General features: G+C 31.6%; 15 protein-coding genes, 2 tRNA genes and 2 rRNA genes. 4 read left to right on the forward strand and 15 right to left on the reverse strand.

The window, feature by feature from the left end; genetic code table 11:
- Positions 1-79: 79 nt before the first annotated feature.
- The 5 genes from D2A34_RS05215 to D2A34_RS05230 form a co-directional block, all read right to left on the reverse strand.
- Positions 80-307, reverse strand: a complete 228-nt coding sequence (locus D2A34_RS05215) for a hypothetical protein (protein ID WP_119365933.1) — start codon at positions 305-307, stop codon at positions 80-82.
- 23 nt (positions 308-330) lie between these two features.
- The gene (locus D2A34_RS05220) at positions 331-1,293 is read right to left on the reverse strand and encodes a hypothetical protein (protein WP_119365934.1); all 963 of its coding nucleotides are present in this window, start codon (positions 1,291-1,293) and stop codon (positions 331-333) included.
- Positions 1,294-1,377: 84 nt separating this feature from the next.
- A complete protein-coding gene (locus D2A34_RS05225; protein ID WP_119365935.1) occupies positions 1,378-1,569 on the reverse strand; it encodes a hypothetical protein in 192 nt (63 codons plus the stop codon).
- 67 nt (positions 1,570-1,636) lie between these two features.
- Positions 1,637-1,777 (reverse strand): hypothetical protein, encoded by a 141-nt coding sequence (locus D2A34_RS26570; protein WP_182629309.1) that lies wholly within the window; start codon positions 1,775-1,777, stop codon positions 1,637-1,639.
- A gap of 418 nt (positions 1,778-2,195) precedes the next feature.
- Positions 2,196-3,014, reverse strand: coding sequence for a phospholipase D-like domain-containing protein (locus D2A34_RS05230; protein ID WP_182629310.1), 819 nt, complete (start codon positions 3,012-3,014; stop codon positions 2,196-2,198).
- A gap of 213 nt (positions 3,015-3,227) precedes the next feature.
- On the opposite strand from D2A34_RS05230, the gene D2A34_RS05235 reads away from it, so the two are divergent.
- The 3 genes from D2A34_RS05235 (at position 3,228) to D2A34_RS05245 (ending at position 4,921) form a co-directional block, all read left to right on the forward strand.
- On the forward strand, positions 3,228-3,518 hold the full coding sequence (locus D2A34_RS05235) for a hypothetical protein (protein WP_119365937.1): 291 nt from the start codon (positions 3,228-3,230) through the stop codon (positions 3,516-3,518).
- 272 nt (positions 3,519-3,790) lie between these two features.
- Positions 3,791-4,195: a helix-turn-helix domain-containing protein gene (locus D2A34_RS05240; protein WP_119365938.1), complete on the forward strand. Its 405-nt coding sequence runs from the start codon at positions 3,791-3,793 to the stop codon at positions 4,193-4,195.
- A gap of 54 nt (positions 4,196-4,249) precedes the next feature.
- Positions 4,250-4,921 (forward strand): NAD-dependent protein deacylase, encoded by a 672-nt coding sequence (locus tag D2A34_RS05245; protein ID WP_243128233.1) that lies wholly within the window; start codon positions 4,250-4,252, stop codon positions 4,919-4,921.
- Positions 4,922-5,294: 373 nt separating this feature from the next.
- On the opposite strand, the gene D2A34_RS05250 is transcribed toward D2A34_RS05245, so the two are convergent.
- From D2A34_RS05250 to fusA, 4 genes are all read right to left on the reverse strand, one after another.
- Positions 5,295-6,536, reverse strand: a complete 1,242-nt coding sequence (locus tag D2A34_RS05250) for a competence/damage-inducible protein A (protein ID WP_119365940.1) — start codon at positions 6,534-6,536, stop codon at positions 5,295-5,297.
- Positions 6,537-7,034: 498 nt separating this feature from the next.
- Positions 7,035-7,988 carry an ROK family protein gene (locus D2A34_RS05255; protein ID WP_119365941.1) on the reverse strand — a complete coding sequence of 318 codons (954 nt, stop codon included), beginning with the start codon at positions 7,986-7,988 and terminating at the stop codon, positions 7,035-7,037.
- Positions 7,989-8,084: 96 nt separating this feature from the next.
- Positions 8,085-8,336 (reverse strand): hypothetical protein, encoded by a 252-nt coding sequence (locus D2A34_RS05260; RefSeq protein ID WP_119365942.1) that lies wholly within the window; start codon positions 8,334-8,336, stop codon positions 8,085-8,087.
- 310 nt (positions 8,337-8,646) lie between these two features.
- Positions 8,647-10,728, reverse strand: coding sequence for an elongation factor G (fusA, locus tag D2A34_RS05265; RefSeq protein ID WP_119365971.1), 2,082 nt, complete (start codon positions 10,726-10,728; stop codon positions 8,647-8,649).
- A 283-nt stretch (positions 10,729-11,011) separates the two neighbouring features.
- Between fusA and wsfD the strand changes: the two genes are divergently transcribed.
- Positions 11,012-12,496, forward strand: coding sequence for a glycan biosynthesis hexose transferase WsfD (gene wsfD / locus D2A34_RS05270; protein ID WP_119365943.1), 1,485 nt, complete (start codon positions 11,012-11,014; stop codon positions 12,494-12,496).
- Positions 12,497-12,736: 240 nt separating this feature from the next.
- Here the strand turns inward: wsfD and D2A34_RS05275 are convergent, their stop codons facing one another.
- The 6 genes from D2A34_RS05275 to D2A34_RS05300 all read right to left on the reverse strand — a co-directional run.
- Positions 12,737-13,201 (reverse strand): VanZ family protein, encoded by a 465-nt coding sequence (locus D2A34_RS05275; protein ID WP_079442226.1) that lies wholly within the window; start codon positions 13,199-13,201, stop codon positions 12,737-12,739.
- 148 nt (positions 13,202-13,349) lie between these two features.
- A complete protein-coding gene (locus D2A34_RS05280; protein ID WP_079442225.1) occupies positions 13,350-13,787 on the reverse strand; it encodes a hypothetical protein in 438 nt (145 codons plus the stop codon).
- 280 nt (positions 13,788-14,067) lie between these two features.
- Positions 14,068-14,143 (reverse strand) — tRNA-Ala (locus D2A34_RS05285).
- 1 nt (position 14,144) lies between these two features.
- Positions 14,145-14,221 (reverse strand) — tRNA-Ile (locus D2A34_RS05290).
- Between the two features lie 43 nt (positions 14,222-14,264).
- Positions 14,265-14,381 (reverse strand): 5S ribosomal RNA (gene rrf, locus D2A34_RS05295).
- A 125-nt stretch (positions 14,382-14,506) separates the two neighbouring features.
- A 23S ribosomal RNA gene (locus tag D2A34_RS05300) occupies positions 14,507-17,064 on the reverse strand; the annotation flags it as partial.

Here is a 17,064-nt window from a genome sequence, read left to right on the forward strand (position 1 = left end):
TATAAAGGTGAAACAGTAATACCTTTATACTATATATATATACGACATAAAAACTTGTACATAATTTAAACAAAAGTTTTTACTTTTTATTTGCAACTACAGTTAGAATATTTGAACTGTTTTCTAATTCTTTTTTTAACTGTTTCTTTTTATATATTAAATTGTGTAAATCGCATTTACTATATTTAAGTGTAATTGATCCACTTTCATCAAATACATTTAAGTATTCGATTTGCCCATATTTCATAATTTGAGATATTATGATGTTTATATTTTTAATTTTCTCTAATATATTACTATTGTCCATTTTAAACTCCTTATTTTTTTACATTAAAAAACAACTGCATTGTTTGCAGTTGCTAATGTTTTTGTATACCATAAAAATCCTTTTCCGAATCCTGATGGTGTGTATTTATTTTCTTCTTGCATTGAAATACGCTTTTCTAAAAAATAATCTTCTTTATCTTCAACATAATTATTGATTTTTTCTTGAATAGTTATATCTTCGTCTAATAGCATATCTGTTAACTCTGTAATAATTTCAGCGTTATTTTCATTTGTTATAACAGATAATTTATAAGTTTCAAATACAAACCATATATCTGTTTCTTTAGCTAATACCTCATAATAAAGTGACTTGATATATTGATTATTGTCTGTATCTCCAACTAAATTAATGAATTGATAAAAAGTGTGAAAACTTTCTACTACTGGTTCATTTAGGTTCTTCCAAACCTTTTTAGAAACTTCTTTGAATTTTAAATATTCATCTTCTGCTATTTCTATAAAAGCTTTACCAACTTTAGCATTATATTTTCTTTCAACTTTTACAACACCAAGTTTTTCAAGTTTAGCAATATTTCTTTTTATTTCTATAGATAAACTATTAGCAGTTTCAGTATCATTTGTCTTAAAACCACATCTTTCAGATAAAGTTTTTATAGTAACAAATTGATTTTTTATTTTATCATTATTTTCAAAATATTCTATTTTATTAAGTAATACTGCTCCAACAAATTTTGAATTTGAATTATTGTTCCAATATAACTTTCCTTTGTTGCCACAACCATTTGTATTGCCTTTTAATCCATGTTCAAAAGTAGTATCATTAGGTTGCTTGTATATTTCTACAATATTTATTTCTGTAGTTTTACAACCATCTGTATTCCATTTTACGCATTCAGATAATTTTCTTTCAAATGTTTTTTTAGAACCACCAACGGGTGCCTTTTCATATCCTAATAGAGGATATATTTGTTTCTTTTTTTGTATTCCTATCTTTAATGTTTGCATGTTTAAAAACTTCCTTTCAATTGTTGTTTTGATTGAATGTATTTTATACATTATTTGCATAAAAAAATATCAACTAAACTTAATTTAGCTGACATATGTTGAATATTGCTTTTTTAATTCTTTTAATCTCTTTTGTAAATCTCCTCCATTTTCAAATCTAAAAACTTTAACCTTTGGATTATTTTTATTTGGGTGTGTATCTATAAGTACAAATCCTTCCATTAATAATTGACCTGCTATATGATTGTTAAATACTCGTTGTACACGTGTTTGCATGTTTATCATTCTCCTTTTGATATGTTTGTATATTTATATTATATAAGTAGAATTTTTTTATTACACTTTATTTATTGTTTTGTTTCAGTTCTTCTTTAAGTTTGATTTTTACCCATCTTGTAAAGTTTTTAATTGAATTTGCATATTCATATAAATCTTCTTCATAATCATTCATAAATGATATAGATTTTACCAGTTTCTTATCCATAATTATTACCTCCAATATTATTTATATAATAGATATATATACTTGTAAGAAGGTAGTACATATCATATTTAAAACTTTTCAAACTTTTTGTAACTTACTAAACCCTAAAAGTATACTTTCGAACTTTGATTATATATTTAATATACAGTTATATAATATATTAAATAATAACTATATATTATTTAATATATTCAAAGAACAAAAGTATACTTTTTATTATTTAAGAAATACTCATATCTTACATAGACATTACAATTTAATACTCACACTTGCTCTATATTAAAATATAATTAATAGTTTATATAACTATATTATTTACCCCAAATGCTCTCTAAATGAGTGTTTGAGTTATTATTTTAAACTTAAAAAGAGATGTAAAAACACATCTCTTTATGTAATATTAAAGTCATTTCAATTTTTAACAATTTCTTCTTAACAATTCAATAAATCTATCTGAAAACTTTTCAGCAATTTCTCTTCCTCTGTCAGTTGTTATTTGTTCATTATGATAATTTGCAGATTTAGTCCAGTTATAAGAACCATGAATTACAGTTTTTAAATCAATAATGCAAAATTTACTATGCATTATGTTAGTTTCGTATGCTCCAAATTTATCTATTTTATATGTTTCAAAAATACTATAATTTAATCTTGACTTAGCATTATTATCATCATTTGAAATTATTAGTCTAACATTCACTCCTTCTAGTTGTTTTTTCTTTAATTCTTCATATAATATTGGGTCTGTAAACCACGCAACTGCAATCCATATAGTATATTTAGCTTTTTTTATTTCATCAATTATTGATTTTTGAATATCTTCAAAATGAGGTTCGACACTAACAATCTCTTCTTTTAAAAGCTCTCCTTCTATGTAGTATTTATCATCTAATTTCTTTAATTTATAATTGTCATATTTTATAATATTATTAATATCCTCTGCAATTTCATTTACATTTAAGTCTGTCTCAAAATAAGTTCTTTCATCAACTAGTCTTAATATTAGTTTCTCCATATTTTTTGTTCCATTAATCATATTAAGTCTATTTTTCGTGTAGTTTTTCCTACTTAAATTTTGCCCTTTAACAATAAGGCCACCATCATATATATCTCTCATTCCAAATTCATTAAATAATTTTATTAGCATAGGTCCACTTCTATATAAAAACTTTTCTCCATTAGCATCTCCTGTAATTATTCCAGACAATTGATCTATTGAAAATTGTTCTAATTTCATAATCATTCCACCCTTCACCAACTCACAACCTTATATTACCATATTATTATCGTTAAATAAAATTAATATTTTATTTATATATCCACTAATATTATTGATTTATCAATTAACTTCACTGTTTATTAACATAATCATAATATTGTTTATTCAAGTGTACCTTTTAAATTTGACCAATATAATATAAGCAAATTAAAATTTAGGAGTGATTTGAAAATGTATAAAGAATTAAACAATGTTTGGAGTAACCTTAATCCTTCTGGAGATGAAAAAGTTAAAGATACTTTATTTACAATTTCTAAACAAATGGAAAATTTATATGATATTTTAATAGACAGCACATTTGATGATGAAGAAAAAATATTTGTACTTAAAAAACGTTTTTGCGAGGATATGGATTACTATTTTAACGATGAATATTTTTGCGAATGCTATACCCGTAGATGGGAAAGTGAATCAAGTTATTATCATAGTAATTTTTATTTTGAAGATAAAGACGAGGAATAGAGAGATATAAGTCTCTCTTTTTTTGTTATTTTTTATTTGGAGTTTTAAAGTTGTAATTTTATAGTTGTATTTTTATCTTGAAACTCTGTTTCCTTGGTTAAACAAATATTTTTTAAGCTAGTAAATATATGTTTTTACCTTTGAAATATTTTTTTATACCTGTACAAAATCATTTCATACATTAAATTTACTTATTACCATAATTTTGATATAATAGTATTATAAACTATATAATGTAGTTTATAATACTATATAAAGGAGGTGATTAACAAATGGTAGATAACATATCAGATTTAGAACTCTATAAGAAAAAGAAAGAATATAACAAAGATAATTTCTATACTCCTGTTTTCAATGCTTTTATGAGAAACAAAGACTTAAATGTTCAAGAGAAATGTTTCTTTATTTACATTCAAGGCTTTGGTGAAAAATGCTTTCAGAATCAAACGACAATTTGTGAAGAATTGAATATAAGTAAGCCAACTTTAAGAAAGCTAATGAATGAATTAGAAAAAAAGAACTACATATACGTTCAACGAAAATATTCTCATAATACAAAAGAGAAAGCCACTCCAGTGCTATTCCCTATCCCCATAGATGAAAATACTGGACAACTTTCTCAACATCATAAATCACTAATTAAATATATGAAATCAACATATCCAAGTGATTACTAATTAAATTATATCAGAGATAGAATTAATATTCTATCTCTTTTTATACATCGAACTTTGTTATCAGAAACAACTGAGTCCAATATTCCAGACTTCAGAAGTTCAACAGGTTTATTTAGCCAAAAATTAAACGCTACATTTACCCCAGAACAATTAGTATCACATACATTCTATATTAGATATCCAGAAGAGTTTTTTAGGTTTTATAAATCAAAACTTATCTATCCTGAGGCTAAACCGAATAATGGACATTTAGCATTAGCTAAACTTGAAGAAATGGGAAAGTTAAAAGCTATAGTAACTCAAAACATAGATGGACTTCATCAAATGGCTGGCAGCAAGAATGTATTCGAGCTTCATGGATCTGTTCATAGGAATTATTGTATTAAGTGTAATGAATTCTATGATGCCAAATTTATTTTAGCCGCTGAAGGAGTTCCTACCTGTACTAAATGTGGTGGAGCTGTTAAACCAGATGTGGTTCTCTATGAGGAAGGCCTAGATGATAAGGTAATTAGCAGTGCAGTAGCTGCAATTTCTAAAGCTGATACACTTATCATTGGTGGAACATCACTTGTTGTTTACCCTGCGGCAGGGCTTATAAATTATTTTAAAGGTAAGAATCTTGTGCTAATAAATAAAAGTTCTACTTCAGCTGATTCTAAAGCTGATTTAGTCATTAATGATTCTTTTGGAAAAGTTTTATGCGATGCCTTAAAAATGTTATAGTTTATGTAAAATATTAGCTATCAAGACTTTAAAGTAATCATTCCATTCAATAATAAAATTTTCACTCTAAAATATGTATAAATAAATTTAATGTGGTAATAAATAATAATGAAGTATTTAACTTCAATATTTAATCGCCTCTCCCCCATTTTTATTTATATACAATTTGTAAAGCCATAATATATATTTAAATTAGTTAAATATATATTATGGCATTTCGTTTTAGTTCTATGAAAAATAAGACTTTTATAATAATATATGAGTTATTAGATAATCAATCATATTTATTATATTGTGTAATCCTTAGGTAAATATGCTAATAAGGTTTAATACACAATTTATTTAGAATTATAATATTCTTTCTTAATATATTTTATATATTTTTATTGATTAAAATTCTTCTAAGCATATCTAGTCCAGTAATAGTAGCTTGAAGTCTTATTTTACTCCTATTTCCTTTAAAAATGCATCTTTGAACTTTCACTTTGCCCTGTACATATACACCTACATAAACTAAACCAACAGGTTTTTCTTCAGTTCCACCTTCTGGTCCAGCAATCCCTGTCGTAATTATACTAACATCAGTTTTAGCTGTATTTGCAATTCCAATTGCCATTTCTCTTGCTGTCTCTTCACTTACAGCCCCATATTTATCTAATGTCTCATTGTTAACTCCGAGTCTATTATGCTTAGCAGCATTTGAATATGTTACAGCCCCTTCCAAAAACACCTCAGAGATTCCTGGGTAATTGATAAGTGTGCTAGCTATCATACCACCTGTGCATGATTCAGCTGTTGATATTGTAAGTTTTTTTTCAATCAAAAGTTTAGCAACAGCTTCTTCTATACTAATATCTTCAGTTGCATAAACATTCTCACCCAGTCTACTTATAATTTCATTCTCTATTGGCTCTATCAAATTTAATGCTTCTTCTCTATTACTAGCCTTCGCTGTTACACGGAGTACTACTCCAGTATCTTTTGCATACGGCGCAATTGTCGGGTTAGTTTGAGCATCCAATAAATCCTTAATTTCTTCTGCAACTGCACTTTCCCCAATTCCCAGTATTTTAATCATTTTTGAAATTAGTAAAGAGTCTGTTTTTCCTTGAAGATAGGGCCTAACTGTTTCTTCAAACATTGGTTTCATCTCTTTTGGTGGTCCAGGTAAAATAATCATTATTTTATTATTCTCTTCTATAATGACACCTGGTGCTGTACCATTATCATTATTTATTATAGCTGCTCCTTCTGGAATCAGCCCTTGCTTCAAATTATTCTCAGTCATTTTTCTTTCTCTAAATTTAAAATAATCTTTTATCTTTTCAATTGAATCTCGATCTTGAAATAATGCCTTATTGAAATATTTGGCTGCAACTTCTTTTGTTAAGTCGTCCTCTGTTGGACCAAGTCCCCCTGTTGTTATTATAATATCACTTCTACTATATGCCTCATCAAATGCATGTATAATTCTCTTTTCATTGTCACCAACAACTTGTTGATAATACATATCTATCCCAAGTGACGCTAACTCTTGAGCTAAGTACTGAGCGTTAGAATTAACTATATCTCCAAGTAAAATCTCTGTTCCTATAGCTATAATTTCTGCTTTCATATTATTACCTTCTTTTTATCTCATAATTTATAAAATTTTATTTATTTTCTTAATTCAAAATTATACTCTCAAATTATAATTTATTACAATAATTTCTTCTAAGACTATTAAGTAATCTTCATGATATGATTAAAACCTATTCAATTAAAATTGAATAGGTTTTATAAAAATATTTTCTTTTATAATATGCTATCTCCAAATATATAATTTAGAGATAGCTTATATAAAAAATTTTTTCATCTCAATCTACTCTAAGCAAATACTTGATATCATAAAACAAAAGTCTCTTTAAAAATAAGTATTTACCTAAAATAAATTTAGTAATATGTATGAGAAGAAAAAATTCGTTGCAAAGAGAGCTTCCATAGTTATAGTGTATGTTTGAATTTCTATACTTATTCATATCTATTAACATTTTTATTATAAAATTTGTATTATATAATCTTTATAATACCTAGAAACGCCTTTACTTTAACATGATTACATGAGTCAGTATCATTATTTTTCTTCAGTTTCTAACAGTGCTAACGCTACTGCCCCTACAACCCCTGCATCAGTTCCTAAACCTGCTGGCACAATTTTAACTGATTCTGCCATAGATTTAAAACATCTCTTATCTACAACTTTTCTCACTGTATCAAAAACAATATCTCCAACTTTTGATACTCCTCCACCAATTATGATCACTTCTGGATCGAAAATAGCTACTGAATTAGCTATAGCTATTCCTAGATAATTTAATGCAGTATTAACTATATCTATACAAACAGGATCTCCTTCAGCTGCTTCTTTAAACACTTCATATGAAGTAACAGTTTCATATTTTCTTAGCGAAGTTTCAACTTTACTATTTAATGCTTCTTGTCCCCTTTTTGCAATTGCAGTTCCTGATGAAGTTGCTTCTACACAACCTATATTTCCACAATTACATCTTGGACCATCTGGTGCAACTGTCATATGACCAATTTCTAAAGCATTTGAAGTATGGCCTCTATATACTTTTCCATTTAAAATAGCTCCACCACCTACTCCAGTGCTTACTGTAAAGAATATTACATCTTTAGCGCCTTTTCCCGCTCCAAACATGTATTCTCCAATAGCCGCAACGTTTGCATCATTATCTAAAAATACTGGAACTCCAAATTTTTTATTTAGTGGTTCAACTAAATTAAAATTCTTAAATGGAAGATTTGGAGTATAAATTATAGTTCCCTTTTCAGCATCTAATGGTCCAGGGGAACCGATACCAATTCCTTTTATATTTTCATATGCTACTGATCCATCTTTAATTACTTTTTCTACAGATTCAATAATTCTATTTAATACTGGAATTTCTCCTTCTTGTGCATTTGTAGGCACTGTTGTTTGGCAAATTACTTCTCCATTCAAATCAGATAATGCTGTGCTTATCTTTGTGCCTCCTAAATCTACTCCTACAACATACTTTTGCATAATATAACTCTCCTTCATTTATTAATATCCCAATTAAAAACAATTTACTCTAATAAACATTATACTATATTATGTTGCTTTATTAAAACCAGTATTTTAAATATTATTTTGAGAAGAGCATTTATTTGCGCTTATGTAGTAGTTACCCAAGTCATCATATTGCGTATAACTAATAACAAACTGATTATCCAGAAGCATTGTGTTAATTAAATTAATATCATTCTTATTATTCCTATCAACCCTTATCACAAAATTATCATCTTTATCTATAATATTTAAATAATCAAATATATTGCTGTAATCACTTAATTCTATATTTCCACTAATGTCCATAGTGTAATCTGACATTAATTCAACCTCCTTATTAATACAATAATTAACTATTCTTCTAAACAAGTATAAAAATAGTATGGATCATTACAAGTAATTTTATCCTCATTACTCTAATGTAAAATTTACCTCATATCTCAAAATAAACTACTAAAATAATTAAAGACAGATTGTCCTACTATAAATCTCCCAATGAAATTGATTTATTTATAGTTGTCCAATCTGTCATAAAAATAATTAAAATTAATTATCAGAAATTCTGATGAGAAACATGCATTATGCTGACCACTAATTATTTCATTTCTTTACTATCAGCAACTACTACTAATTACTTTCTTTGCTCACTCATACTTTCTATAGCTTTTGATACTTCAACTTCCGGAACTTCCTCATACCTTACAAATTCTTTTGAGAATATTCCCCTCCCCTGAGTTATAGAACGTAATTCCGTAGCGTATTTTCTTATTTCTACAAACGGAACCTCAGCCGTAACTCTTTGTTTACTATCTTCTGGTTCCATCCCAATTACTCTTCCTCTCTTTTTATTTATATCTGCTATTACATCCCCCATATATTCATTAGGCAATATAACCTCTACTTTCATTATAGGTTCCAATAGAATTGGCTTGGCCTGTTCAAGTCCTTTCTTATAAGCTATAGATGCCGCAACCTTAAATGCCATTTCAGATGAATCTACAGAATGATATGACCCATCATGAAGAGTTGCTTTAAGTCCTATGACTGGGCACCCTGCTAAAACCCCATGTGATATGCATTCCCTTAATCCTTTTTCTACTGCCGGAATAAAATTCCTTGGAACAGCACCTCCTACAACGTTATCAACAAATTCCAAATCCTCTTCTCCATCGGTTCTAGGTTCAAATTTAATTACAACATCACCATACTGTCCATGTCCACCAGATTGTTTCTTATGCTTTCCTTGTACATCTGAAAGACCTTTAATAGTTTCCTTATACGGTACTTTGGGCAAACTTAATACTACATCCACTCCAAATTTATTTTTTATCTTACTTGCTATAACATTAATATGTGTCTCTCCTAATCCTGAAATAATAATTTCAGCATTATCTATATCTCTATCTATTTCAAGAACAGGATCTTCATCTTTTAACTTGGTTAAAGCTTGAGATATTTTTTCTTCATCACCTTTAGCTTGTGGTATAGCAGCCATTGAATAAACTGTTTTAGGAAAATTCATCTTATCATACATTACTTTAAAGTCTGGGCTAGCTAAAGTATCTCCCGTATTTGTGTACTGAAGCTTAGAGATTGCTCCAATATCTCCGGCAATTATTCTCTTTGTAGGTATTTGAGTCTTACCTCTAATAAAACAAATGTGAGATAATTTTTCACTTTTTTCCTTATTAACATTTAGTACAGTCATATCGTCTTTTGCTTCACCTGTCATAACTCTAAAGAACGATATTCTTCCTACAAACGGATCTGCAATAGTTTTAAATACTAGCGCAGAAAATGGCTTATCCTGATCGAAGCTTATGAAAACCTCTTCATCTTTCAATACATCTAGAGCCTTTTGAGGGATTGCATATTCTGGTGAAGGAAAACACTCTATAATGTCATCAACTAGTGAATCCATTCCTATAATCTTAGTCGCACTTCCACACATAACTGGTGCAATATCTCCGCTAGCACATCCACTAATTAAACCTTTATATATTTCTTCATCACTTAATTCGCCTTCACTAAAATATTTATCAAGTAACATTTCATCTGTTTCTGCCACTGCCTCCATTATCATTTTCTTACATCTTTCAACCTCATCTATTAATTCCTCTGGTATGTCTAATATCTCTATTTTCTTAGTCCTAACATCATATATTCTAGCTTGTTTAGATATAATATTTATTACTCCTTTAAAATTATCTTCTTCTCCTATTGGATATTGAATTGGAACTACACTTATTCCAAATTGCTCTTTTAGAGAATCTAGTACCTTATTAAAACTGGCATTCTCCCTGTCTAATTTATTTATAAAGAACGTTCTTGGTAACTTAATTTTATTACAATATTCCCATGCTCTTTCAGTTCCAGCCTTTACTCCAGAAACTCCACTTACAACTATCATGCCTACATCTACAGCTCTCATCCCCTCAATACATTCGCCCTGAAAATCAGCATATCCCGGAATATCTATAATATTTATCTTAACATGGTCTAATTCAATTGGAGCTACTGAAAGTGCAATCGAGAATTGTCTCTTCTTCTCTTCGGTATCAAAATCTAAAACCGTAGTTCCATCTTCAATCTTCCCTAACCTATCAGTTATTTTCGAATAATATAAAATACTTTCAGCTAAAGAAGTTTTTCCTGTGCCATTGTGTCCCATTAATCCTACATTTCTTAAATTTTTAATACTATAATCCTTCATAAATTCTGCCAATTCCATAATCTACTTAGAAATTGGCATCCACCTGCCTTTCAATTCATAATGCTCTGTACTAAATAATATTCTATATTCTTTTATCAAATCCTCCTTATTGTCACAATTTTCTGAACATTCTTGTAAATCATTTCTTTATTATTAAATTTATAATTTAATGCTTGCCTCTCATTGTGGTATTAATATAAAAACAGTATAATCTTATCATCGGGTATTATAGGGTACATATTAATTTAAATTTTAAATCTAAATTACATGGAGGAAAGATTTAATGAAGATTAAAATACGCCCAACAAGTTATAATATCTTATTTATCATATCTGCCATTCTAATAACTATTGGAATATTATTTACCAAGCCTCAAGTAGGAGTTGCTGACCAAGGCGATTTTGATAGAGTTATGAGCATTTCTGGTTTAACTTTGTTAGATTCAGATTCAAGTAATCCCAACTTCTCTAGGTTTTATAAGTACATAATAACAGATTATAAGATTATTCCTTTAGATGATCTTTCTGATACAATTACCGGATGTAGTTTAAGTTATTTAATTGTACTTATTAATTGTATTTCCAAACTTATGGGAGTAACAATTTTTAAAACTCACTACTTAGCTACTGTCTACAGTATCATATATATTCTTTCTTTTAGCATAATATTAAAATCTCTGAACATAAAAAATAGTTTCAAATTTCTACTTATAGCGCTACTGATATTGTTTGTATTCTTTGATGGCAACTATCTAATTTGGTTTAACAGTTTGTATGGAGAACCAATGATGTTAACCACACTATTATTATTCATTTCATCTGTTCTTAATTATATAAATTATAAATATGTTATGAGAAAAACTGAACATATAACACTAAAAGTAGTTTATATATTAATTTCATCATTCTTATTCTTAGGTTCAAAACTACAGGTGCTTACTGCATTACCCTTTGTCGTATGTTTTCTCATAAAAATAGTATGGGATAATAAGTATTACTTAAATAAAATTAATAAAGCTTTTTTGTGCATATTTATCTATTTGGTAATTGTTTATCCAATTGGAGTTAGTACAAATTGTAGTAATTTGTGTAAAGATACAGAGTACAACTCAGTTTTTTATGGTATACTAAATGATTCTAAGACACCTGAACAAGACTTAATAGATTTAGGCCTCAATCCAGATATGGCTGTAGATGCTGGAAAACATGCCTACCTCGATGTAGATGAATATGTAAAGTATTTTCCTAGAGATGAAGCGACCTATTCGGAATTTTATGATAAAATTAGTAATTTAAAACTTGCTGAATTCTATTTAAGACATCCTAATAGGTTATTTAGTGGCATGAAATATACAGTAAGTAAAGCATTTTATACCAGTACATCATTGGGTAAGTATTCCCAAAGCGATAACCAAGCTTCTACTAGCGAATTCCATAAGTTTACTTTATGGTCATACATCAGGGAGAACTTCTTTCCTAGAAGTCTGCTATTTATAATTTTGATTTATTTATCTGTAATATTATTCTCTTTTTATAAGTATATAAAAAATAAATCTAATTTAGAAACAAAAAATAAAATATTCCTACTTTGGACTATTATTCTAATTAGCATTGCTCAATTTCCTATGCCGTTTATAGGTAATGGTAGAGCTGATACCGCTAAACAGTTATTTCTTTTTAATTCAATTTTTGACGGCCTGATTTTTCTCATTTGTATATATATTTTCTTCAAAATAATAGACACAGTCAAGTTTAGACTGCAAAAATAATTTTGCTCAACGAATAAACAGCGCCTCTTTATTTCAAAATCTCTAATAATTAATATATGTACCTACAACAATAAGTCCGTTGCTACTTTCACAATAAATTTAAAATAGGAGTTATAGTCGAAGCATATCATTCATGTTTCAAGATTCATGATATGCTTCGACTATAAACTCCTATTGTAATAAAGCTTAATATAATTTATTAATAATCTTGCAGTTCAATTAAATAATAAATTATATACTTTATACCTTATCTTTTTTAACTTGTCTAATATTGGCTAAACTATCTATTAATAATTTAATTATTATGAGAGTAATCCCACCTAAAGTATCTATTATGACGTCTCTAATAGCTCCTTCTCTTCCTACTATAAATAACTGATGTATTTCATCAGTGCAAGCATAAATGAATACTATTATTATTGTTATAATAACAACCCTCTTAGTATTAACGTATAAATTTAATACATTAAACGTTAGTAGCGATAGAATCATATACTCAATAAAATGTGCACATTTTCTGACAACAAAATTAGCGAGCTGCCCAAAAACTCCATTAATATCAATTCCTATACTAGAAAGTAATTTTATCACTCCTATACTCTGAGAATCCGATATTTGAGCGGGCTGATTCGACATAATAAATATTACGCCCATCCATATAATTAATAATATCCAGTTAATTGCTATCTTTCTTTTGTTTCTCATCTTCTATCCTCTTCTAAATAAATCATAATAATGGCATATATAATAATTATCTCTTCTCATCATTATATACTAACTTACATTTTATTTCTGTTAAATCAACATAGGCAAAATCCTTAAAAATAAGTAATAGTAATTCTATATAATGAGTTCATTCTGACATGTACCTATTTATATATGCAAGAGATTCTTCTAATAATTCTTGTCCTTTTTCCAATCCATCGATCTTCATCTCAAGATTGCATATCCTTTGATCAATCTGATACATAAACTGTTTTATATCTTGCAACAACTTTGACTCATACGTTACTTGTATACCTTCATCATCAACAAATACTTTTTCTGGCGGAGAACCACACTTAGTACACTTCGCATATATACCTTGTTTTTCTAAGTTATTAAATACTTTGAACGTATCATTATTACATTGCTCACAATTCGACAACATCATAAACTCATAACAGCTCACGTCATAATAATAAGTACTTCCACAATCTTTGCATGTTAATTTTAATCTATCATCTTCTGTTACTATATTAAATTCATTACCACTACATCCATCTTTTTTGCAGACAATAGTTCGTACCATAATTCTCCCCTCTCACATTAATAATCTTTTCTCCATCTAATACATTGTATGTCTAAATACATTTTTGCATATATTTTACATATAAATTATATATTATATTCTTTTAATTGTACACTTTAATAATTAGTATTTTTAATTCATTTTACCTAATAGTTCTACTATTTTTGCTTAATTTTATAATATTAATATCAATTATATTATCCGAAATATCGATAGAATTTATCTTCTTACTTGTTTGCATAACAAAAAAGTCATGAATTATATAATTCATGACTTTTTTTGGTGGAGATAAAGAGATTCGAACTCTTGACCCCCTGCGTGCAAGGCAGGTGCTCTCCCAACTGAGCTATACCCCCATGGTGGACCTTCAGGGACTCGAACCCTAGACCTACCGGTTATGAGCCGGTTGCTCTAACCAACTGAGCTAAAGATCCGTTAAGTTAAAATATTAACTTAAATCTTGTATTCTACAAGAATACCTCGCAACGTCCTACTCTGCCACACAGTCGCCCGTGCAGTACCATCGGCGCTATAGACCTTAACTTTCCTGTTCGGAATGGGAAGGAGTGTTACCTCTATGCCATCATCACGAGATTAAGTGAATTCCCAAATCTATGATTTGGTTGAATGAACTTATGCAAATCACTAAAGTGATTTGTATTCCTTGTTCTTTCAAAATTGCACATAGTTTCTTTAATGTATTACAACTTGATTATTTATTGGTCAAGCCCTCGACCTATTAGTATCAGTCAGCTAAATATGTTACCATACTTACACCTCTGACCTATCAACCTTGTAGTCTTCAAGGGGTCTTACTAGCTTACGCTATGGGAAATCTAATCTTGAGGTGGGCTTCACACTTAGATGCTTTCAGCGTTTATCCCTTCCCGACTTAGCTACCCAGCTATGCTTCTGGCGAAACAACTGGTACACCATAGGTCAGTCCATCCCGGTCCTCTCGTACTAAGGACAGCTCCTCTCAAATTTCCTACGCCCGCGACGGATAGGGACCGAACTGTCTCACGACGTTCTGAACCCAGCTCGCGTGCCGCTTTAATGGGCGAACAGCCCAACCCTTGGGACCTACTTCAGCCCCAGGATGCGACGAGCCGACATCGAGGTGCCAAACCTCCCCGTCGATGTGAACTCTTGGGGGAGATCAGCCTGTTATCCCCGAGGTAGCTTTTATCCGTTGAGCGATGGCCCTCCCACGAGGTACCACCGGATCACTAAGCCCGACTTTCGTCCCTGCTCCACTTGTAGGTGTCGCAGTCAGGCTCCCTTCTGCCTTTGCACTCTTCGAACGATTTCCGACCGTTCTGAGGGAACCTTTGGGCGCCTCCGTTACATTTTAGGAGGCGACCGCCCCAGTCAAACTGCCCACCTAACAATGTCCTGTCACCAGTTTCATGGCATCCAGTTAGAACTTCAATACTATCAGGGTGGTATCCCAACAACGACTCCACTAAGGCTGACGCCCTAGTTTCCCAGTCTCCCACCTATCCTGTACAGACAATACCGAAATTCAATGCTAAGCTACAGTAAAGCTCTACGGGGTCTTTCCGTCCAATCGCGGGTAGCGAGCATCTTCACTCGCACTACAACTTCGCCGGATTTGCAGTTGAGACAGTGCACAAGTCATTACGCCATTCGTGCGGGTCAGAACTTACCTGACAAGGAATTTCGCTACCTTAGGACCGTTATAGTTACGGCCGCCGTTTACTGGGGCTTAAGTTCACACCTTCGCGTTACCACTAAGTGTTCCCCTTAACCTTCCAGCACCGGGCAGGCGTCAGCCCCTATACATCAGCTTTCGCTTTAGCAGAGACCTGTGTTTTTGTTAAACAGTTGCTTGTGCCTATTCTCTGCGGCCTGATTTCTCAGGCACCCCTTCTCCCGAAGTTACGGGGTCAATTTGCCTAGTTCCTTAACTGCAATTCTTCCGTCGGCCTTAGGATTCTCTCCTCATCTACCTGTGTCGGTTTGCGGTACGGGCACTACTTCTCTCTCTAGATGCTTTTCTTGGAAGCATGAAATCAGATACTTCGGTTCCGTAGAACCTTCCCCATCACGCCTCAGAATTGCCAGAGCGGATTTGCCTACTCTGACTCCCTTAACGCTTAGACCAGCATCCAATAGCTGGCACATCCTATCCTTCTCCGTCACACCATCGATAATAACGATTATAGTGGTATTGGAATATCAACCAATTGTCCATCGACTACGCCTTTCGGCCTCGCCTTAGGTCCCGACTAACCCTGAGAAGACAAACTTTACTCAGGAAACCTTAGATATTCGGCCTGTAGGATTCTCGCCTACATCTCGCTACTAATGCCAACATTCTCACTCGTAATCAGTCCACCGCTCCTTACGGTACGACTTCAGCCCGATTACGACGCTCCTCTACCGCTCACACATAAGTGTGAACCCGTAGCTTCGGTGGTAAGTTTGAGCCCCGGACATTTTCGGCGCAGGATCTCTTGACTAGTGAGCTATTACGCACTCTTTTAATGAGTGGCTGCTTCTAAGCCAACATCCTAGTTGTCTTAGAAATCCCACATCCTTTTCCACTTAACTTACACTTTGGGACCTTAGCTGACGATCTGGGCTGTTTCCCTTTTGACCATGGAACTTATCTTTCACAGTCTGACTGCCGGACTGATAGTATATGGCATTCGGAGTTTGATAAGGTTCGGTAAGCGCTATGCCCCCTAGCCTATTCAGTGCTCTACCTCCACTACTCACATTTTCCGACGCTAGCCCTAAAGCTATTTCGAGGAGAACCAGCTATATCCGAGTTCGATTGGAATTTCTCCGCTATCCACAGCTCATCCCATGCTTTTTCAACAGCAACGTGGTTCGGTCCTCCACGAGGTTTTACCCTCGCTTCAACCTGGCCATGGATAGGTCACCCGGTTTCGGGTCTACAGCATGCAACTAGTCGCCCTATTAAGACTCGGTTTCCCTTCGGCTCCGTACCTTAAGTACTTAACCTTGCTACATACCGTAACTCGTTGGCTCGTTCTACAAAAAGCACATCATCACACACATAAGGTGCTTTGATCGGTTGTAGGCACATGGTTTCAGGTTCTATTTCACTCCCCTCCCGGGGTTCTTTTCACCTTTCCCTCACGGTACTGCTTCACTATCGGTCATCAGGTAGTATTTAGCCTTGGGAGGTGGTCCTCCCTGCTTCCCACAAGGTTTCACGTGTCTCGTGGTACTCTGGTGCAGAACTGATTATCATAGTTTTCACTTACGGGACTATTACCCCCTA

The sequence above is a fragment of the Clostridium chromiireducens genome, from assembly GCF_003575225.1.
GTDB classification, from domain to species: Bacteria; Bacillota; Clostridia; order Clostridiales; family Clostridiaceae; genus Clostridium; species Clostridium chromiireducens.

Bases quoted from the DNA above. Each gene is read 5' to 3' on its own strand.
- D2A34_RS05280 (WP_079442225.1), bottom strand. From the start codon at position 13,787: ATGGTACGAACTATTGTCTGCAAAAAAGATGGATGTAGTGGTAATGAA.
- D2A34_RS26570 (WP_182629309.1), bottom strand. From the start codon at position 1,777: ATGGATAAGAAACTGGTAAAATCTATATCATTTATGAATGATTATGAA.
- D2A34_RS05260 (WP_119365942.1), bottom strand. From the start codon at position 8,336: ATGTCAGATTACACTATGGACATTAGTGGAAATATAGAATTAAGTGAT.
- D2A34_RS05255 (WP_119365941.1), bottom strand. From the start codon at position 7,988: ATGCAAAAGTATGTTGTAGGAGTAGATTTAGGAGGCACAAAGATAAGC.
- D2A34_RS05230 (WP_182629310.1), bottom strand. From the start codon at position 3,014: ATGAAATTAGAACAATTTTCAATAGATCAATTGTCTGGAATAATTACA.
- D2A34_RS05250 (WP_119365940.1), bottom strand. From the start codon at position 6,536: ATGAAAGCAGAAATTATAGCTATAGGAACAGAGATTTTACTTGGAGAT.
- D2A34_RS05275 (WP_079442226.1), bottom strand. From the start codon at position 13,201: ATGAGAAACAAAAGAAAGATAGCAATTAACTGGATATTATTAATTATA.
- D2A34_RS05225 (WP_119365935.1), bottom strand. From the start codon at position 1,569: ATGCAAACACGTGTACAACGAGTATTTAACAATCATATAGCAGGTCAA.
- D2A34_RS05220 (WP_119365934.1), bottom strand. From the start codon at position 1,293: ATGCAAACATTAAAGATAGGAATACAAAAAAAGAAACAAATATATCCT.
- D2A34_RS05240 (WP_119365938.1), top strand. From the start codon at position 3,791: ATGGTAGATAACATATCAGATTTAGAACTCTATAAGAAAAAGAAAGAA.
- fusA (WP_119365971.1), bottom strand. From the start codon at position 10,728: ATGAAGGATTATAGTATTAAAAATTTAAGAAATGTAGGATTAATGGGA.
- D2A34_RS05215 (WP_119365933.1), bottom strand. From the start codon at position 307: ATGGACAATAGTAATATATTAGAGAAAATTAAAAATATAAACATCATA.
- wsfD (WP_119365943.1), top strand. From the start codon at position 11,012: ATGAAGATTAAAATACGCCCAACAAGTTATAATATCTTATTTATCATA.
- D2A34_RS05235 (WP_119365937.1), top strand. From the start codon at position 3,228: ATGTATAAAGAATTAAACAATGTTTGGAGTAACCTTAATCCTTCTGGA.